Source organism: Streptomyces sp. NBC_00178 (assembly GCF_036206005.1).
Taxonomy (GTDB): domain Bacteria; phylum Actinomycetota; class Actinomycetes; order Streptomycetales; family Streptomycetaceae; genus Streptomyces.
In genome coordinates this window covers 5782926-5799488 of the sequence record NZ_CP108143.1, presented here as the reverse complement: position 1 = coordinate 5799488, position 16563 = coordinate 5782926, and the positions used below count along the sequence as shown (strand labels likewise).

Sequence of the window (16563 nt, the reverse complement as noted above, 5' to 3'; positions counted from 1 at the left end):
TGCACTTGCACTTCCTCGCCCTGACCGACAAGAGAGGACGCCTGATCTGGATATCCGCCGCCCGGCCCGGCCGCACCCACGACAACACCGCTGCCCGCCACGACCACATCCTGGCCCACCTACGCGCCGCCGGTCTCGGCGCTCTCGCAGACCTCGGCTTCCGCGGCCTGGACAACGACGTACGCGACCCCGTGATCGTCACGGGCTTCCATGCCAGCCGCACCCACAAGCTCACCCCCGGTCAGAAGAACGCCAACCGAGTCCTCGCCATCGGACGCGCGCCAGTCGAGCACGGCTTCGCCCACCTCAAGAACTGGCGCATCCTCGCCAAGCTTCGCACCGACCCCGCCCGCGCCACCCGACTCCTGCGCGCCCTGCTTGTCCTGACGAACCTCGAAGTCAACCGCTGACGGAGACCGCACACAACGTGCTGACGTGCGTCGGAGCGATGGTCCTTCTGATCAGCAGGTCGCCGCTCTACCTTCGCTACTGTGATCAGGATCTCCGAGGTAGCGAAGCGGCTCATGGTCGGCCGTGCTCTACGCAGCAGTGAGCTGGGGGAGGCGTTGCTTCCCAAGCGTGTGGCCCTGCCGATCTTCGCCTCGGACCCCTTGTCGTCGGTTGCTTACGCGACGCAGGAGATCCTGTTGGTGCTCACGCTGGGCGGGCTGGCGTATGTGCATTTCACACCGTGGATCGCGGCGGCGGTCGTCGCGCTGATGACGGTGGTGGTGCTGTCGTACCAGCAGGTCGTGCGCGCCTATCCGAGCGGTGGGGGCTCGTACGAGGTCGTGTCCGCGAACCTCGGCGAGAGGGCCGGTCTGGTGGTGGGGGCTGCCCTGCTGGTCGACTACGTGATGACCGTGGCGGTGTCGGTGGCCTCCGGCGTGGACAACATCATCTCCGCCGTCCCCCAGCTGCACGCCCAGCGAGTGCCGATGGCGCTGGGCTTCGTGGCGCTGCTCGCGCTGGTGAACCTGCGGGGGGTACGCGAGTCCGGGCGGACCTTCGCCGCGCCGACGTACCTGTTCGTCAGCGGCGTGCTCATCATGATCGCCACAGGGCTCTTCCGGTACCTGGCCGGGGACGCGCCGGTTGCCGAGAGCGCCTCGTACGGCATCCGGCCCCAGGAGGGCGACGCACAGCTCGCCGGTGTGGCGCTGGTGCTGCTGGTCCTGCGGGCGTTCTCCAACGGCTGCACCGCGTTGACCGGCGTGGAAGCGATCTCCAACGGTGTTCCCGCCTTCCGTAAGCCGAAGTCGCGTAACGCGGCGATCACCCTGGCCGCGATGGGCCTCATTGCCGTCACCATGTTTGTCGGTGTCACCACTCTCGCGATCGTCTCCAAGGTCCACATCGCCGATGACGCCTGCCGGCTCACCGGGCTGGGCGAGGACTGCTCCACCTACCAGCAGCGCACGGTCATGGCTCAGGTCGCCGCCGCGGTCTTCGGCGGGGAGAGGAGTGTCGGCTTCTACTACATCCAGGCCGCCACCGCGCTGGTTCTGGTCCTCGCCGCGAACACCGCGTTCAACGGTTTCCCGCTGCTGTCGTCGGTTCTCGCGCAGCGCCGCTACCTGCCCCGACAGCTGCACAGCCGGGGCGACAGGCTCGCCTTCTCCAACGGCATTGTGGCGCTGGCCGTCACCGCTGGCCTGCTGCTGTGGGGGTTCAAGGCCAGCGTCACTGCCCTGATCCACCTGTACATCCTGGGCGTCTTCACGTCCTTCACGCTCTCGCAGACCGGCATGGTCCGGCACTGGAACCAGCTCATGTCCGCAGGGAGCGACCCCGCGCTGCGGCGCCGCCAGCACATCGCCAGGGTCATCAACGCGGTCGGCGCGGTGTTCACCGGCCTGGTCCTGGTGGTGGTCCTGTTCACGAAGTTCCTCGACGGCGCATGGCTGGCCGTGCTCGCAGCCGGGGCGCTGTGGCTGCTGATGCGCGCCATCCGCGGGCACTACGACCGCACCACGGCCGAGCTGGAAAGCACCGACCCGCACGCCGACCTCAGCTCCCCCTCCCGTGTCCTGGCGATCGTGCTGGTCTCCAACGTCCACAAACCGACGCTCCGGGCACTGGCCTATGCGCGTGCTTCCAAGCCCGACCGGCTGGAGGCGCTCACCGTCGCCGTCGACCGCGACGAGGCTCGCGCGCTGGAAGAGCAGTGGCAGCGATTCGGCATCGACGTGCCCCCCCTCAAGGTGCTGGACTCCCCCTACCGCGAGGTCACCAGGCCCGTCGTCGACTACGTGCGCTCCCTCAGCCGCGAGGGCCCCCGCGACATGGTCGGCATCTACATCCCCGAGTACGTCGTCGGCCGCTGGTGGGAGAACCTGCTGCACAACCAGTCCGCACTCCGGATCAAGGCACGCCTGCGCTTCACCCCCGGCGTCATGGTGATCAGCGTGCCCTGGCAGCTCATCTCTTCCGCGCGAGCCGACCACCACGGTGCGCGCGCCCCGGGCTCCGTCCGCCGCGGCGAACCGCCGCGCTGACCGGGAGCCGTCTGGACACCCTGGGAGCCGCGCAGCTTGCGGACACCGCAGACCGTCGTTTCACTGGTGACCAATGGGAGCGTGACCGGTGGACGGGCCGGTGGCTGTGGGCGTGGACGACTCCCCCTCAAGCATGAGGGCGCTCGACTGGGCCGCCGACGAGGCGGCTCTGCACAACCTGCCCCTGCGTATCGTCCACGCCTCCGTATGGGAGCGCTTCGAAGGCACCACCCCTGCGGAGGATCTCCGCGAAAACCGAGCTGAAGCCGCCGCACTGGAAGAGATCATCACCGACGCCGAAGCCCGGGCCCGCCAGCGCCGCCCCGAGGTGAAAGTCCACGGAAGTGCTGCCCGGGGAACCCACCGACGTCCTGGTCCACGCGGGAGAAGACGCCTTCGTGCTGGTCGTCGGCCATCGCGGGCACCATGCCCTCGTGCGCCGCCTGTCCACCGGTTCCGTCGGGCCCGGTGTCGCAGGACGCGCGTGGTGCCCCATCGTGGTCGTTGGCGACTCCGCTCCAGGACGCCCATCAGAACACCGGCAGATCGTCGTCGGTGTCGGGGAAGGAACCGACACCGACGCCGCCCATGCCGTCTTCGCCCTCCACGAGGCACAGGCCCGCGGTGGCGACCTGGTCGCGGTTCACGCCCTCAGCCGGCGGGAAACGCGGGAACGTGCGGCCGTCTGGGCCCTGCCCTTTTCGTGAGCGGGGCTATCCACGCTGAATCCGAAGCCGTGATCACGCCAGATGCCCCAAGGCCACTCCGTTCGCCGATATTCGCAGGTGGAGACGTCGACCGCCGCGGGTGAGGCGTGCGGCGACGTGCAGTAGCCGGTGTCGGAGTTTCTTCGGCTCGGCGGTGGCCAGCTCCCCGTCCAGAAGGAGGACGCGGGTCCAGGCGAGCAGGTCGATCGCGGTGAGGCTGAGTTCGAGCCAGACGGCGTTGACGCCGAAGTCTCGGGAAGCGGCCGAAGCCAGCGGTCTTGCCGCACCGGATGTGGTCCTCGACAGTGGCCTGTCCGCGTGGCAGACCTCCAGGAACTGAGCCCCTGCGCGACAAGAACGCGGACAACGGCGAGTAGGCGCCGGCAAGGGCGTGCCAGGCTGCGGTTGGCGGAGGTGCTTCGGCGGTGACGAGGACTTCAGCCCCTTTCCTCCGGTGCGCGGGCCGTACCGCCGGCCGGGGTGAGGCAGCGGCGCACGAGTGTGAGGGTGCGCTTGGTGACTGTGTCGAGGGTGGCGCCGTTCTCGACGGCGGCCAGGGCGGTGTGCAGCATTCCGGCGATCAGGTCCGCCGTGAGCGCGGGCTCGGGAACGCCGAGTTGCCGGACGGCGGCGCGGAACGGTTCGACTTGTTCCACGTGGAGTTCCATCAGCCGTTGTTGGCAGGCGGGATGGAGGCCGGCGTCCATGAGGGCGGCGGCGGGCCGGTGCGCGCCTTCGGCACCGAGGCGGAGGCTTTCCCTGAAGAACGCCTCGATGCGTTCCAGCGGGCCGTTCACAGTGGCCATGGCGCGGGTGAGTGCCTCGTTGGAGCGCCGGAAGGCTTCCTCCGTGATGGTGGCCATGAGGGCCGCCGAGGAGTCGAAGTACTGGTAGACGCTGGAGCGGGCCAGGCCAGCGCGGGCGCCGACCGCCGCCGGTGTGACGGCGGTGGCGCCCTCGTTGACCAGGATGTCGACCGCTGCCTCGATCAGCGCCTCTCGTTGCTGGGCGCGGTGCTCGGCGACGGTGGAGGCGTTGATCTTCGGCATGTGGGGCGGGCTCCTGGAGGGGTGGACGGGCCGGGAGCGAGGTTCCGGTCTCCGGCCGGCGGTCAGGACAGGCGGCCGTCGACCATCTCGTGGACCCGGTCGGCTGCGTCCATTATCGCCATGTCGTGAGTGACCATGACCGTGGCCGTTCCGCGCTCGTGGGTCTGCTCGGCGATCAACCGTACCGCCTCGGCGGACCGTACCCGGTCCAGTGCTGAGGTGGGTTCGTCCACCAGCAGGACGGCTGGGGAGGTCATCAGGGCGCGGGCAAGGCCCGCGCGCTGGCGCTCGCCACCCGACAGCTGGTGCGGGCGGGCGCCGGCACGGTGTGTGAGCCCGACCGCTTCGATGAGTTCGTCGGCCCGGGCTCGGGCCGCGGCGTCGAGGCGGCCGTCGATGTGCAGGGGCAGCAGGAGCTGTTCCCTGACGGTGAGGGAAGCCAGCAGATTCGACTGCTGGAAGACGAAGCCGATGTGGCGACGGCGGGTGGCGGTGCGTTCCTTGTCCGAGAGGGCGGTCAGCTCGTTTCCGGCGATGTGCACGGTGCCCGAGGTGGGCCGTTGCAGGCCGCCGGCGACGGCGAGGAGGCTGGACTTCCCGGATCCCGAGGGGCCGACGACGGCGACGAACTCGCCGGGGGCGACGCTCAGGCCGACGTGGTCGAGGGCTGTGACTGCGGTGTCGCCGTCCCCCAGGGTGAGGGTGACGTCGTCCAGGCGGAGTCCGCCGGAGCTCGCAGTGGGGGCGGCGGCCTGGTGGTCGGTGGCGGGGGTGGTCATCGGGTGGCTCCCAGAGCGGTCAGGGGGTCGACGGCGGTGATGCGGCGGATGGCGACCACGGCGCCGAGGGTTCCGAGGACGATGAGGAGGCCGGAGGAGGTGGCGATGGCCGGGGCGGAGAGGGCGAAGGGGGCCTTGCCGATCATCATGCTTCCCAGGGCCATGCCGACAGCGGTGCCGGCGGCCGTAGCGCCGACGAGCACGGCGACGACCTGGGTGAGCGCGTCGCGCAGGACATATCCGGTGGGGGCGCCGAGCGCCTTCAGCAGGGCGATCTCGGCCTTGCGCTGCACGGTCCAGACGGTGAAGAACGCGCCGACGACCAGGGCGGAGATGGCGTAGAGGAAGCCCTTGATCAGGGCCATGGTGCTCGACTCGGCCGCATAGCCGGGAGACGCGCCGAAGGTGGTCTCCTTGGTATCGGCTCGGGTGCCGGTCGCCTTCTCCACGGTGGAGACGTCGGCCCCCGGCTCCAGTGTCAGGGCGACGGCCGTGGCCTGCTGGCGCGCGGCCTCGGGCAGGTCGCCCGGCAGGCCGTAGTGCAGGTGCCGCCAGGTGTCGAGGTCGGCGTAGGCGATGCCGATGTGACCGTAGGAGACGGCCTCGTCGACCAGGCCCACGACCTTCAGCCGCACCTCGCTCTTGTCCACGGTCAGGACATCGCCGACCTCCACGCCCAGGTCAGCGATCTCCTGGGTGATCACGATGCCGGCACTGCCCTCTTCCAGGCCCTCACCTTTGCTGGGGCTGGGGGCCAGGGAGGAGTCCGGTGCCATGCCGAAGACGGCGAGGTTGACCTGCTCGCCCTTCTTCCCGCCCTGGGTCACCCGGGCATTGGTCAGGGTGTTTCCGAACGGCTCCGCCCGCTCCACCCCTGGGGTCTTTGACCATGCCTGCCAGTCCTCCTGCTCGACGGTCGAGCGGGAGAACTGCTCACTGGTCGCCTTCTCATCGAAGGCCATGTGGGTCACGGGCAGCGCGCGCAGACCGGATATACCGGCATCCGCCAGACCTGAGGCAAGCCCGGACAGCAGGACACCGAGTACGGCGATGAGCGCGACCACCGCGCCCATCAGGGCGAAGCGACCGCGGGCGAAGCGCAGATCGCGTAGGGCAAGGAACACAGAGCTCTCCGAGCGATGAAGGGGATGAGGGGTACGACAGGCCGGCCACGCCGTCTCTTTGCCTAAACTTGACGACGCGAGCGTTGGCATCCTATCGCATGTTACCGACACGTCCGTCGGGATGATGCGCCGCGTACGCCGGCCGGACCCTCCCGACCGGACTGCCACCTCCGCGGGTGCAGCCTGGCTTCGCCTGAGGTTTGTACCGGGTCCGCGGCCGGTCGGACCGCTCACGAGGGCTGGTCACCGAGCTGTCGATCATGGCTTCGGAGCGGCCGCGAAATCGGCCGTCGCGGTCCGGGGAGCGGCGGACCACCACCGCACAGAGGTCCGCCTCCAGGGACGGCTTGAAGTAGCGGCGGAGGTTCTCCGGCTTCTTGTGCCGAGACTTCGCCATCAGCATCAGCAACGACGCGCCCTGTTCGCCGAGGTGGGTCAGGGAGGAGTGGCGGTACTCGCGCAGGTCCCAACCAGTGCCCAGCCCGCGCACGGCGGTGTGCTCGTCCAGCAGCGCCCGGGCCTGCCCGTACGACAGCCTGGCGAACCCGGGGTCCGGGCAGACGTCACGTGGGCTGACGACCTTGCCCGGCCCCGGGCGGCGGCGGCAAGTTCCCGCAGATACGATCTGACGCCGATGCTCCTCGGGCCCCGTGACTCTGTCCGGTCGACCGGTGCCTGGCGCTGCGCTGCAGCGTGGGCAGGGGTGGCGTTCGACGTCGCCCGCGTCGCTCACGTAAGCGGGTTGAGGGCCCGTCATGACCGCGGATCATGTCAGAAGCCATTCCGGGAACGTGCCCGTTCCGCTTCTGGGTGAGAACGGTTTCTGACAGTGAATCCTCGCCCGGACCGCTCCGCGCCACTGTTTTCGATCTTGCTCCGGGAAGGCTCGCTTCTGACAGTCACGTGATGTCGGGCCAGGGCCCCGATCCAGCCGAGAGGGCACCAGCCCGGCAGGCGGCGTGGACGCCCTCGGTGCCAGGGTTTCGCCGAGGACAGTTGACGGCTGAAGAACCCCTCGGAGGGCCACTGCGCGATGAACCCCGTCTCGTCGGCGCTCGCGGCACGGTCCGTCCTGACCGTCATGGCGACGGCCGCACCGGGAGCAGGATCCGCTGAGAACCTTGTGCTGAGCAGTGCGTGCGATGTGGTCCGCACGGAGTGGTCAGAATGTGACGGGTTCGCGGATGAGCGGGCAGGTCATGCAGTGGCCGCCGCCGCGGCCGCGGCCGAGTTCGGCGCCGACGATCTCGATCACTTCGACCCCTGCCTTGCGGAGCAAGGTGTTGGTCTGGGTGTTGCGGTCGTAGGTGAAGACGACGCCGGGTTCGAGGGCGACGGCATTGTTGCCGCTGTCCCACTGCTGGCGCTCGGAGGCGTACACGTCTCCGCCCGTTTCGATCACCTGCAGTTGAGGCAGCCCGAGCGCCGCGGCCACGACGTCGGTGAAGGCGGTGGAGCCCTCGTCGGTGATGTCGAGGGGGGAAGTGCTGTTGCCGGGGCGCAGGGAGAAGGTGTGAACGGCGTCCATGATGCGCGGGTAGAGGGTGACGATGTCGCGGTCGGCGAAGGTGAACACGGTGTCCAGGTGCATGGCAGCACGGAGTTTTGGCATGCCCGCGACGATGACGTGTTCGGCGGCACCCTGCCGGAACAGTGCGGCGGCGACCTGGGTGATGGCCTGGCGGGAGGTGCGTTCGCTCATGCCCATGAGGACGACGCCGTTGCCCACCGGCATGATGTCCCCACCCTCGAAGGTGGCCTGTCCCCAGTCCTGTTCGGGGTCGCCCCACCACACGGTGGAGTCCTTGAAGTCGGGGTGGAAGGTGTAGATGGACTTCATCAGCAGGGTCTCGTCGTGGCGGGCGGGCCAGTAGAGGGGGTTGAGGGTGAGGCCGCCGTAGAGTCACACGGCGCCGCGGTGCCCTTCACCGAACTGCGCAGGCGCCTGGATACCAGGATGGGAGCAGATCGCCCGGCAGTTGCGGGCTCTCGCCGCCACCAAGACAGGATCGACGGCTGCTCAACGCGATACTCGCCATCTCCGGCGAGCTGGAGCTGAGCAATGTGCTCCGGCGGATCGTCACCACCGCCATGCACCTGTGCGGTGCCCGTACAGCGTGCTGGACGACGAAGGGTCGGTGATCCAAAGGCGGCCCTCGGCGACGAGCCGCTCGATCAGCTCATGTGGCTTCTCCCGCCGGGCTCGCGCGACGGGCCTCTCACCGTACGGCGCCCGAGGGTTGGCGGGCGCTGCCGGCTCACTGCCACAGCGATCGCAGAGTCGTCGTCGATCATCAGGAGCCCACCAACCCGCAAGGTGTCGGCCGAGCGCCAACTACTCGACAGCTGGGCTCCACCGCCCGCGCTGGAAACGAGGCCGTTCGACGAACCCGTACTGCCGTACAAAGCCGAAAGGCGCCCGTCAGCCCTGGGAGTCCCCTGGGACTTTTCTGGGACTTCCGGCCCCATCAAGCGGCACGAACGTGAGATAGCCGAAAGGTCATTCGCGCAGGTCAGCGGCCATCGCACGCCTATCACAGCAGGTCACGGCGCTCGCTGGTCTCCTCCGGGACATCTGACGGGTGGGGTGTCGTGCCCCTTGGTGGCAAGAGGCACGACACCGTCGCAGATCGGGCTCCACGGGTGTCCGGCATCCATCCCAGTACCGGCTCGTCAGGGACTGCGCGGAAGCCTGGTCGAGCGGGTGCCTCGGCGGGGCCTCACCGTCATGTCCTCGCCCCGTGCGCTCGGCGGAACTCCTCCTCGACCACGTCCGCGGCGCTCGAAGCCCCGCCCAGGGCGAGAATGTCGCGTTGCATTTCCTTCACCCGCGCGACGAAGGCCGGTGCGGTCACCTCGGCCAGAGCCGCCCGCAGCGAGCCGACGGTGACGGCCTCCCGGGGGATGTGGCATCCGACACCGAGTTCGGCGATCTTCGGCCCCGTCACCAACTGGTCCACTGCCTGGGGCACGGCGATCAGCGGCACGCCTCGAACCAGCCCTTCCATCGTGCCGCCCATCCCGGCATGGGTGACGAAGGCACTGGCACGGTCGAGAACCGACGCCTGAGGCACCCAGTGACGCACCTCGAAGTTCGGAGGGACCTCTCCCAGGGTCGCGGGGTCCAGCTGATCCCCCACTGCCATGATCACCCGCCAGTCCGTGTGGCCGAATGCGGCCAGACACTGCCTGTAGAACTCCAGGTCGTCGTTGTAGACGGAGCCGAGAGTGATCAGCAGAACAGGACGGTCCTCCTCGGCAGACCACTCGACGTCCGTGTCCGACTCGGTGCTGAGCGAGCCGACGAAGGTGAACTCGTCCCCGTAGAGGTCCGGATCCGGCATGAAGCTCCGCGGCACGGTCACGATGGACCGGTGAGGGCGGAAGAGGAGACTCTCGAGATCCCGCTCCACCCCCTGCGCGGCGAGAAACCGGCTGTACCGCTCGAGAAACGCCACGGCATCGGGATCCGGTGTCGATCCGAACAGATCACTGCTGCTCAGAGGGATGATCGTCGGATTGATGGCGACAGCCGGAATCTGCCAGCGTTCGGCCAGGATCGGCGCGTGATGCGCCGCGGAGTCGTACACGATCACATCCGGCCGCTCAGCGGCGTACGCGTCGGCCACCTGGGGCAGCGCGTGGACCGTCTCGTCGAGGAACATCTCCATCACCGACAGCAGGCGCACCACACGGCCGCCGTACCCGGACGATGCCCTGTACACGAGAGGGTCGGCACCGGCGGCTCGCACGCGGTCGGCGAACTCGCCGGTGGTGGCGTAGCTGACACGGTGCCCGCGTCCCCGGAGCTCCTGGACCAGCCCGAGGCCGGGATGTACGTGTCCCGCCGCGGGGACGGACATGAACGCAACGTGCATGGTTGTCCTTCTCGAGTCGTCTCTGCTGCCAGGAACTGGTGCGCAAAGCAATGGGGTGGAACAGCGCAGCCCTGGCCCGACGGACGGGATACCGGGCGGACCGCGTCTCGGACCGGAGGCGGTCAGCTCAGGTGGACGGAGAGGCTGCGCAACGCCCGTGTCACCGTGCTGCGTTGCCACTCCACGCCATCGGGCTCGAGAGCCATGCCCTCGGCGCATCGTGCGACCAGGGTGCCGATGGCGACCTCCGCCTGGACGCGCCCGAAGCGTGCTCCGGGACAGAAGTGGACCCCTCTCCCGAAGGCCAGGTGCTGGGTGTCCACACGAGTGATGTCGACATCGTCGGGCCGGTCGAAGCGGGCTCCGTCTCTCCCGGACGAGGCGAGGGAGAACATGATCGGTTCGTTGGCGGGGACCGTGCCGCCGGAGAACTCGACGTCGCGGGGGCACGACCGGAAGATCGGAAGGTCCAACGGGGTCGAATACCGCGCGAACTCGTCGACCGCTGATGTGATCAGACCGGCGTCCTTCCGCAGTTTCGCGAGCTGCTCGGGGTGCGTCAGCAGGAGGTGCATCCCACTGGCGATGAGATTCGCGGTCCCCTCCTGGCCGGCGATGAGCAGGCCGAAGATGGTCGAGCTCATCTCCTCGGCGCTCAACTCACCGTCCTGATGGGCGCGCACCAGATCCGACACGAGTCCGGACTCGGGGGCGGAGGCCGTACGTGCGATCAAATCGGCCACATAGGCGTGCTGTTCGAGGGCGGCGGCGGCGAGATCATCGGGCGCACCACCGTGAATGGCCGACACCACCGCGTTCGCGATGCGCTGGAAGTGGGCGCTCTCCGCCAGCGGGATGCCGAGGATCTCCGCGAGCGATCCGGCCGCGAAGGGCATCGCGAAGTCCGCGACCAGATCTACGGTGTTCCGGTCCGCCAGGGAGTCGATGAGTTCATCGGCGAGACTCTGGAGCCGAGGGCGGCGCGCCGCGGCCTGGGACGGTGAGAAGAGGGGCGCGAGAAGGCCGCGGAGTCTGCTGTGCTGCGGTGGGTCGACGTTCTGCACGTCGGTGATCACAGCGGAGCGGATGTGGGCCGGCAGCACGTCGAACGGTGTCGGCAACGCCAGTCTGTTCTGGTCGTTGGACAACTGAGGATCACTCAGTCCGGCGCGGACGTCGTCGTACCGAGTGATCAGCCACGCGCGGTCACCGCCGGGCAGGGCGATCGGCGCGACGGGCCGGTTGTCCCGCAGCCAGGCGTACGTGGCGTGCCGGTCCGCCATGAAGGCATCGCTGAATGGTTCCGGGACCGGAGTCTCCGCAAAGGGGCAGCCAGGGGAATCCGGATGACTCATTCGTGTTACTCCCATGCGATATCAGGTGCCGGTGAGCCGCCGCACCCCATGACGCACGACGGTATCTCCCGGTGCATACAGGCGTGTTGACGCGCAGCTCGTCGGGCGATGAATGGCCTCTCGGCTACGGACCGCCACCGGCCAGCACACTACAGGAACTTGACATGGCAATTATGTGACATAGATCCCATCGATCGCTCCTGGCAACAGGCGACTGCACCATTAGTGTTGTCGGCACGTCAGATCATAGGAGCCGGGAAGGATGGCTGTGCCAGGGAGACTTGAAGGAAAGGTTGCCTTCATCAGCGGCACCGGTCGATTCGGGATCGGCAGAATCGCCGCAGAGTTGTTCGCCAGGGAGGGGGCGAAGGTATTCGGTTGCGCCAGACACGAGGAAACATCCGCGGAAACGGTCCGAAGCGTGCGCGCGTCCGGAGGAGTGATGGAGGCACTCGCCCCTGTGGATCTGTCCGAGCCGGAGGGTGCGCAACAGTGGATAGACGCCGGAATCGAGGCGTTCGGCGGTATCGACATCCTGGTGAACAACGCGGGGGCCCTACGCACCGGCGAGTTCGACAAACAGCCACTCGACGACTGGTACTTCACGGTCAAGAATGAGATGCACCTGCCCTACCTGTGCACTCGTGCCGCCTGGCCGCACCTGAAGCAGCGTGGTGGGGGCGTCGTCATCAACATGGCCTCGGTTGCGGGGATGCGGGGCGTGGCATTCCACCCCATGCTCGCCCACGGCGTCACGAAGGGCGGCATGCTCGCATTCACTCAGCATCTCGCCGCTGCCGGTGCGGGGCACAACATCCGTTCGGTCGCCATCAGTCCGGCCATGGTGCGCAGCGAGGCCACACAGACCCACATCGACTCCGGGGAATTCGACGAAGTACTCCGGATGACCCCTTCCCGCCGGATCTGCGAGCCGGAGGAAGTGGCGAACCTCGCCCTTTTCCTGGCTTCGGACGAGGCGCCGTACATCAACGGGGCGAATATCGTCATCGACGGTGGAGTCTCAGCGATGGGCGGTTGAACCTGTTGACAGGAGAGAATCAGTGAAGCTCCCGTACGAAGAAATCGAGTCAGTGGTCGTCAGCGCGGTGGAAAAGGCCATGCGGACGAAAGCCGTCGCGACATGGCCGAAAGACCGTTCCCTGCACGAGATTCCGGACGGCATATTCGACAGTCTCGCCTCGCTGGAGGTCTTCACACAGATCGAACGGGCCCTTCGGATCAAACCTCTGATTCCCGATGGGCCGGACACCAAACTCGACACCATAGCCGGGATATCCACCTGGGTGCACACGAAGGCCGAGGAAGCCCGGTGAGTTATCCGGAGGTACTTCCGGAGGCGGCCCTCGCCGGCGCCCAGGACGTGTTGCCGGCGGACCGGCCCTGGCAGGTCCGCTGGGACATCCTCGACGAGGCGGATCGTGCCTCTCTGCTGCGGACCGCGGTGCCGGAGACCGTTACCGTACGCACATCCGGCTCCACCGGCTCGCCCCGGTCCTGGAGCCGGACCCGTACGCAGCTGCTCGCGGAAGCAGGCCAACTCGCCGCGCTGTGGAGCGATCGCGACATCGACGCCGTCCTGGCGTTCGCTCCGCCCGTTCATCTCTACGGGCTGCTGACCACGGTCGTCCTGCCCGCCACCCTGGGTGTCCCCGTCTTCTTCGTGCCGAGCTACGACGTTCCCCTGCCACCGCTGGCCGGATTGCACCTCGGGGTCGCGGCGATCCCGTGGACCTTCCCGATTCTGGAACGTCATCGTGCCGCTCTCACGGACGTGTCCACGGTCTCGATCCTGCACAGCACCGCGAAGCTCCCCGCGACCGCGGCCGAATTCACGCACCGGATCGGTGCCGACCGCGTCAGCGTCACCGAGATCTTCGGCTCGACGGAAACAGGCGGTGTCGCACACCGCAGGCACCCCGAAAGCGCGTGGACCCTCTTCGACGACGTGAGCCTGGTGAACGGTTCAGGGCGGGGTGAGGTACCGCTGGTGGTGTCCGGTCCCCGCCTTGCCGAATCACTGACTCAGTGGGACACCGGCGACTTCGTGGAAATCCTCGACGACCGCCGGCTGCTCTTCCGTGGCAGGCGCGCACGCCTGCGCAAGATCAACGGTGTGCGTGTGGACCTGGACGAGGTCCAGCGTCATCTGTTCGCTGCCACGACCTGTACCGACCTCGCCTGCCTGCCGGTCGACGATCCGCTGCGGGGCGAGAGCTTCTCCGTTCTCGTCGTCGCGGACGACTTCGCCGAGCGAGACCTCGAAGCAGTCGTCCGCGCCGAGGCGAAGAACTGGGGTCTGGCTCCCCACGAGGTGCTGTGCGTACCCCGGATAGACCGTACCGAGACAGGAAAGATCCGCGGATGAACAATCCGATAGCCATCACGAGAATCGCCCTGGCCACAGGATTCGGAGACGACACCGAAGAGACGTGGCGGCGCGTCCTGGACGGGGAGAGCGCCGTGCGCGCCACCGACAGGTTCTCCGGTGCACAGGTGTCGCAACTCGACGGGGACGACGTACTCCGGAGGCTGGCGGGACGCATCGCCGGGCGTGACCTGCCCGGGAACACCGGCGTGGTGATCGGTACCAACGGCGCCGCCGAGGAAGCCTGGCTGACAGGCAAGCCCTACGCCGCCCCGGATGCCGTCGCCGGCATGCTCGGGATTCGGGGGCCTCGCATGGTCTTCGGCACCGGCTGCATCGCGGGGACCAACGCCTTCTGCTACGCCGTCGACGTGCTTCGCTCCGGACAGGCCGACGCGATGGTCGTCGTCGGCGTCGACCTGCTGACGCTGACGACCATGGCGACGTTCAGCAGTTGGCGTGCCCTCGACCCCGCCCCGACCCGCCCTTACGCGCACAGCGGCGGTGTCAATCTGGGCGAAGGCGCCGCGATGGTGCTGCTGGAGACACAGCCGCGTGAGGAGGACGTGATCGCCTATGTGCGCGGCTACGGTCTGACCGCTGACGCGTTTCACGTGACATCACCGCCCCCCGACGGCGACGGCCTCCTGCGAGCCATGCGGATCGCGCTCGAGGACGCCGGCGTCACCCCGGACGCCGTCGACTACGTCAACGGACACGGTACGGGCACCCCGGCGAACGACACGGCGGAGCTCGCCGCCCTGCGCTCTCTGTTCGGCACGGAGGCACCCCCCGTCAGCAGTTCGAAGCCGCAAGTCGGACACACCCTGGGCGCAGCCGGTGTGGTGGAGGTCGCCCTCACCGCGCTGGCCATCCGCGACCAGGTCCTGCCCCCGACCGGCAACGTCGGCGCCGTCGACGCGGCCGCTCTCGACTGGGACATCGTGCCGAACCGGTCCCGTGAGGCCAGGATCGACCTCGCCATGAGCAACTCGCTCGCCTTCGGTGGAGCCAACGGCGTCGTCGTGCTCGGGCGGGCGCCGGGCACGTCCGTCGCAGGGAGCGGTGACCGGCAGGTGGAATCCCGCGGCACGGCCACCGTGACCGATCTCGACGAGGCCTGGCTGCTGACACCCCCGGCCTACCGTGGCCGGCTCGACGAACTCGGGCTGCTGACCATGGCAGCGGGGCAGGCGGCCTGGCGCGATGCCGGAGACACCGCGCCCGACCCGGCCCGCGTCGGGGTGGTGCTGGTCACCGCCGGCGGTCCGGTCGCCACTATGGAGGAGCTCCACACGGCACGCGAGCGGAACGAACTGCACTTGGTCAGCCCGGTGACGGCGCCGAACGTGGTGAGCTCGGTGACGGCCGGCTACTTCAGCCAGGCACTCGGCCTGAAGGGACCCCTGAGCGCGATCACATCGGGGCCCTCCGCTACCGAGCGGGACGCCGTCGAGTACGCAACGGGTCTCATCCGGCAGGGACGCGCCGACGGAATGGTCGTCATCGCGGCCGACGAGGACGCTACCGGCGCCAGCGCCCGCGTACTGGTCGGAGGATCGTCATGCACGTCCTGATCGCGGGAGCCGGGATCGGTGGCCTCTGCCTGGCGCAGGGTCTGCGCCGGGCCGGCATCAGCTGCGCAGTCTACGAGCGCGCACCTGGCATCAACTGGTCCGGCTACCTGCTCCACATGAACGCGGACGGCGGGGACGCCCTGCGCCGCTGCCTCCCCGAGAACCTCTACGAACTCTACGTACGCACCTCACGAGGGACGCCGCGCCGTGATGTTCTCGTCCTGCAGAACCACCTGGGCCACGAGCTGACGACGAAGCCGCACGCCGGACCCCCGAACGACCCGGTCACGCCGCACACCACGGTGCACCGCAGGCTGCTGTGCCAGATCATGCTGGCCGGCGTCGAGGACAGCGTTCACTTCGGCCGGCGCGCCGTCGCCTACCGGGAGTCCGCCGAGGGCGTGAGCCTCGAACTCGCGGACGGCAGCGTGGCGCACGGCGACGTCCTGGTCGCGGCCGACGGGATCAACTCCACCATCCGCAGGCAGTTGCTGCCGCAGGTCGAGACTGCGGTGGTCAGACAGCACGTCCTGCTGTCGCGGGCGCCCCTCACGGACGAGATCGCGAAGGCTCTGCCCGAGGCCTTCGCCGACAGCTTCACGATCAGCGTGGATCCACGCGGCACCCTCATGGCGGCGGGAGTGTTCCGTCCACGCCGGGACATCACCGCCACCGGTGCGGAGCTGGCCCCCCATGCTGTGATCGATCCTGTCGACGACTACGTCACCGTGAGCCTGGAGCCGGATCCGGCCGGCATCGGCCTCGACGACGAGACGTTCTTCGCGGCGCGCGGTGCCGCTCTCCACACGGTCATGCGCAGTGCCGTCACCGACTGGAGCCCCGGTCTGCGTGGTCTCGTGGACGGAGTGGATCCCGATTCGATCGTCCCGAAGACCATACGCATGGTGCGACCCACGTCCCCCTGGCCCACGAGCCGTGTCACCGTTCTCGGCGACTCCATCCACGCGATGCCGCCCATGTTCGGCGACGGGGCGAACAGCGCGCTGCGCGACGCCGCGGAACTGGCGGACACCCTGACGGACGTGGCTCACGGCCGAGGTGAACTGCTCGACGCCGTGGAGGCCTACGAAACCCGGATGCGTGCCAGGACCTACCCCCAGCTGAGGCTTCCGCCGCCACCGCCCCTGCCGGCCACGCGCGAAGCGGGACTGCGCCCCACCTCCATCTGAGGATCCGGACCCGTCCCCGG

13 protein-coding genes and 4 pseudogenes are annotated in these 16563 nt (G+C 68.5%); 9 read left to right on the top strand and 8 right to left on the bottom strand.

The features are described 5' to 3' along the window. The first annotated feature begins 5 nt into the window (after positions 1–5). The 4 genes and pseudogenes from OHT61_RS25330 to OHT61_RS32560 all read left to right on the top strand — a co-directional run. On the top strand, positions 6–410 hold the full coding sequence (locus tag OHT61_RS25330) for a transposase family protein (protein WP_329041386.1): 405 nt from the start codon (positions 6–8) through the stop codon (positions 408–410). A gap of 114 nt (positions 411–524) precedes the next feature. Next, a complete protein-coding gene (locus tag OHT61_RS25325) occupies positions 525–2498 on the top strand; it encodes an APC family permease (protein WP_329043388.1) in 1974 nt (657 codons plus the stop codon). 88 nt (positions 2499–2586) lie between these two features. Next, positions 2587–2826 (top strand): annotated as a pseudogene (locus OHT61_RS32565) (universal stress protein); the annotation flags it as partial. A 16-nt stretch (positions 2827–2842) separates the two neighbouring features. Then, positions 2843–2992 (top strand): annotated as a pseudogene (locus tag OHT61_RS32560) (universal stress protein); the annotation flags it as partial. Positions 2993–3238: 246 nt separating this feature from the next. Here the strand turns inward: OHT61_RS32560 and OHT61_RS25320 are convergent. From OHT61_RS25320 to OHT61_RS25285, 8 genes and pseudogenes are all read right to left on the bottom strand, one after another. Beyond that, complete coding sequence (locus OHT61_RS25320; protein WP_443049529.1) at positions 3239–3592, bottom strand: transposase; 354 nt, start codon at positions 3590–3592, stop codon at positions 3239–3241. Between the two features lie 50 nt (positions 3593–3642). Beyond that, entirely contained in the window at positions 3643–4254 is a 612-nt protein-coding gene (locus tag OHT61_RS25315) for a TetR/AcrR family transcriptional regulator (protein ID WP_329041384.1), read from the bottom strand. A gap of 62 nt (positions 4255–4316) precedes the next feature. Beyond that, positions 4317–5033 (bottom strand): ABC transporter ATP-binding protein, encoded by a 717-nt coding sequence (locus OHT61_RS25310; RefSeq protein ID WP_329041383.1) that lies wholly within the window; start codon positions 5031–5033, stop codon positions 4317–4319. Further along, on the bottom strand, positions 5030–6157 hold the full coding sequence (locus OHT61_RS25305) for an ABC transporter permease (protein WP_329041381.1): 1128 nt from the start codon (positions 6155–6157) through the stop codon (positions 5030–5032). The genes OHT61_RS25310 and OHT61_RS25305 overlap by 4 nt, the downstream gene beginning before the upstream one ends. Before the next feature lie 331 nt (positions 6158–6488). After that, a pseudogene (locus OHT61_RS25300) lies at positions 6489–6758 on the bottom strand (site-specific integrase); the annotation flags it as partial. A gap of 561 nt (positions 6759–7319) precedes the next feature. Beyond that, positions 7320–8060 (bottom strand): annotated as a pseudogene (locus OHT61_RS25295) (arginine deiminase family protein); the annotation flags it as partial. A gap of 823 nt (positions 8061–8883) precedes the next feature. Next, positions 8884–10035 carry a macrolide family glycosyltransferase gene (locus OHT61_RS25290; RefSeq protein ID WP_329041380.1) on the bottom strand — a complete coding sequence of 384 codons (1152 nt, stop codon included), beginning with the start codon at positions 10033–10035 and terminating at the stop codon, positions 8884–8886. Between the two features lie 122 nt (positions 10036–10157). Continuing rightward, positions 10158–11318 carry a cytochrome P450 gene (locus OHT61_RS25285; protein WP_329041378.1) on the bottom strand — a complete coding sequence of 387 codons (1161 nt, stop codon included), beginning with the start codon at positions 11316–11318 and terminating at the stop codon, positions 10158–10160. Positions 11319–11652: 334 nt separating this feature from the next. On the opposite strand from OHT61_RS25285, the gene OHT61_RS25280 reads away from it, so the two are divergent. From OHT61_RS25280 to OHT61_RS25260, 5 genes are read left to right on the top strand one after another with little or no spacing between them, the layout of a single operon-like run. Beyond that, entirely contained in the window at positions 11653–12429 is a 777-nt protein-coding gene (locus OHT61_RS25280; protein WP_329041377.1) for an SDR family NAD(P)-dependent oxidoreductase, read from the top strand. Between the two features lie 22 nt (positions 12430–12451). After that, the gene (locus OHT61_RS25275) at positions 12452–12724 is read left to right on the top strand and encodes a hypothetical protein (protein ID WP_329041376.1); all 273 of its coding nucleotides are present in this window, start codon (positions 12452–12454) and stop codon (positions 12722–12724) included. Beyond that, the gene (locus OHT61_RS25270) at positions 12721–13776 is read left to right on the top strand and encodes a class I adenylate-forming enzyme family protein (protein WP_329041375.1); all 1056 of its coding nucleotides are present in this window, start codon (positions 12721–12723) and stop codon (positions 13774–13776) included. The genes OHT61_RS25275 and OHT61_RS25270 overlap by 4 nt, the downstream gene beginning before the upstream one ends. Then, positions 13773–15353: a beta-ketoacyl-[acyl-carrier-protein] synthase family protein gene (locus tag OHT61_RS25265; protein ID WP_329041374.1), complete on the top strand. Its 1581-nt coding sequence runs from the start codon at positions 13773–13775 to the stop codon at positions 15351–15353. Before OHT61_RS25270 ends, OHT61_RS25265 begins: the two co-directional genes overlap by 4 nt. After that, complete coding sequence (locus OHT61_RS25260) at positions 15341–16543, top strand: FAD-dependent oxidoreductase (protein WP_329041373.1); 1203 nt, start codon at positions 15341–15343, stop codon at positions 16541–16543. Before OHT61_RS25265 ends, OHT61_RS25260 begins: the two co-directional genes overlap by 13 nt. Positions 16544–16563: the final 20 nt, after the last annotated feature.